This is a genomic window from Brevundimonas sp. (assembly GCF_041648615.1).
GTDB lineage: Bacteria > Pseudomonadota > Alphaproteobacteria > Caulobacterales > Caulobacteraceae > Brevundimonas.
Window position 1 is genome coordinate 1 of the sequence record NZ_JBAZOS010000098.1, and the last position, 2,566, is coordinate 2,566.

Sequence of the window (2,566 nt, forward strand, 5' to 3'; positions counted from 1 at the left end):
GCGCGCCGCAATGTGGCCCACCACTATGACCTGTCGCTGGATCTGTATCGCCGCTTCCTCGACGAGGACCTGCAGTATTCCTGCGCCTTCTTCGAGCATCCCGGCGTGACCCTTGAGGCCGCCCAGGCCGCCAAGAAGCGGCGTCTCGCCGCCAAGCTTCTGCTCCAGCCCGGCCAGCGGGTCCTCGACATCGGCTGCGGCTGGGGCGGGCTCGCCCTGACCCTGGCCGAGGCGGCCGGGGCCCATGTCACCGGGATCACCCTGTCGGAGGAACAGCTCGCCGCGGCCCGGTCGCGGGCGGCGAGCCGGGGCCTGGCCGACCGGACCGCCTTCCGGCTCCAGGACTATCGCGACGTCGCGGGTCCGTTCGACCGCATCGTCTCGGTGGGGATGTTCGAACATGTGGGCCCGCCCAACTACCAGGCCTATTTCGACGCCGTCGCCCGCCTGCTGACCGACGACGGCGTGGCCGTGATCCACTCCATCGGGCAGAACCATCCCACCGGCCAGAACCAGCCATGGGTCGGCAAATACATCTTTCCGGGCGGCTACATCCCGGCCCTGTCGGAGGTTCTGCCGGCGATCGAGCGCGCCGGCCTGTGGGTCACGGATATCGAGATCCTCCGCCTCCACTATGCGGAAACCCTCAAGGCCTGGCGGGCCCGGTTCGCCGCCCGCCGCGACGAGATCGCGGCCCTCTACGACGAGCGCTTCTGCCGGATGTGGGAATTCTACCTCGGCGTCAGCGAGATCGCCTTCCGTCACCGCGGCTGCATGGTCTTTCAGCTGCAGCTGGCCAGACGGGTCGAGGCCGCGCCGCTGGTCCGGGATTACATGGGCCGGACGCCGCTGACGGCGGCGGCCTGAGGGCCGGCCGGCGGCGGGCGCCCGCACCCCGGTTCCGCGAAGAACGAACAAGCGTCATGATCGAACCCGAATCGGGCCGGCGCGCCGCCCTCCCGCAACCGGAGCCTTCGCGCGTGACCGACGCCCCTTCGACCCTGCCCCAAGGCCAGCCCGTCGGGCGCGTCATCGCCATGCCCGCCGACACCAATCCCGAGGGCGACATCTTCGGCGGCTGGCTGCTGGCCCATATGGATCTGGCCGGGGCGACGCCCGCCTTCGAACTGGCCCGGGGCCGCTGCGCCACCATCGCCCTGGACGGCATGGTCTTCCACCAGCCCGTCTCGGTCGGCGACGAGGTCTCGATCTACGCCCGGGTCGTCCGGACCGGCCGGACCTCGATCCGCGTCCATGTCGAGGCCTGGAAACGCGCCCGGGATCACGCCCAGGCCGCTTCGGTGCGCGTCACCGAGGGCGTCTTCACCTATGTGGCCATCGACCAGGACCGCAAGCCGAGGCCGTTGCCGGGACTGGACAGGGACGACGGTTGACCCGCAGGGTCCGCTGACCCCGGGGGAGTGAAACCGATGTTCGTCGTAATCGGCGCCTGTCTGGCCGGCATCTACCTGGTCCTTCGCGACCTGCTGCCGTTTCTCGGGGCCCATCGGTCCGGCGTCGTCCGGACGCGGGGCTACAAGCGCGAGGCAGTCCGTCGATCTGAGGACCCGGCGCGTTTCCGTGCCCTGTTGCGAAACCATGTCGACGGCATGGTGATTGGCTTGATGGCCATCGTTTTCGGCATCCTGTGGGCCTTCTTCGGTCTGCTCGCCCTGATCGCCATCTTCCCCATCGGAGCCATGATGACCTCCATGGCCCGTCGGTCGAAGAAGACATCCGCGCGCGTCGCCGAGACCTTCGACTGAACAGCCTGTCCGCCGCCAAATCTTGACCTTTGGGGTCGGCCACCCTACCTCGCGGACATGGCCGTCCGTCGCATCCTCACCATCGACAACGCCGCCGACCTGGCGGTGCTGAAGCAGATCTCCGCCCCTGTCGAAGGGCCGGTGACCGATGAGCTGCGCCGTCTGATGGACGACATGCTCGACACCATGTACGCCGCGCCCGGCATCGGCCTGGCCGCCGTCCAGATCGGCGACGTCCGCCGGGTCATCGTCATGGACCTGAACGACCGCGACGGCGTCGAGGACGATCAGGATCCCGCCGAGCTGTCGGACGAGGACCGGGCGAAGTGGGAGCTGGCGCGCCGCAACCCCCGCTACTACGTCAACCCCGAGATCGTCTGGGCCTCCGACGAGCTGTTCACCTATGAGGAGGGCTGCCTGTCGGTCCCCGAATATTTCGACAGCGTCGAACGCCCCGCCCGCGTCCGCCTGCGCTACATCAACTACGCCGGCGAGACGGTGGAGGAAGAGGCCGAGGGTCTCTACGCCGTCTGCATCCAGCACGAGATGGACCACCTCGAGGGCATCCTGTTTATCGACCACCTGTCCCGGCTGAAGCGCGAGCGCGCCGTGGCCAAGGTGAAGAAGAACGCCAGGCTGGCCGCCTGATGGCCCGCCTGAAGCGCCATCGCGACCGGATCATCGACCCCCGGGGCCGTCGTCGCCTGACCCGCAATGAAAAGGTCGGCATCGGCAGCATCGCCGTCCTGCTCGGCGTCGCGGCCGTCGGCGTGATCGCCGGCGTCCTGATCGACCGGCTG

The 2,566-nt window shown here is 68.8% G+C and carries 4 protein-coding genes; all 4 read left to right on the forward strand.

The window, feature by feature from the left end; translation table 11 throughout:
• Positions 1 to 867 (forward strand): class I SAM-dependent methyltransferase (locus tag WC555_RS15725; RefSeq protein WP_373255081.1); only part of this gene is annotated, 867 nt, incomplete at its 5' end.
• A gap of 170 nt (positions 868 to 1,037) precedes the next feature.
• Positions 1,038 to 1,394, forward strand: coding sequence for an acyl-CoA thioesterase (locus WC555_RS15730; protein ID WP_292128493.1), 357 nt, complete (start codon positions 1,038 to 1,040; stop codon positions 1,392 to 1,394).
• 36 nt (positions 1,395 to 1,430) lie between these two features.
• The gene (locus WC555_RS15735; protein ID WP_292128486.1) at positions 1,431 to 1,766 is read left to right on the forward strand and encodes a hypothetical protein; all 336 of its coding nucleotides are present in this window, start codon (positions 1,431 to 1,433) and stop codon (positions 1,764 to 1,766) included.
• Between the two features lie 57 nt (positions 1,767 to 1,823).
• Complete coding sequence (locus WC555_RS15740; protein ID WP_373255083.1) at positions 1,824 to 2,414, forward strand: peptide deformylase; 591 nt, start codon at positions 1,824 to 1,826, stop codon at positions 2,412 to 2,414.
• The last annotated feature ends 152 nt before the right edge of the window (positions 2,415 to 2,566 follow it).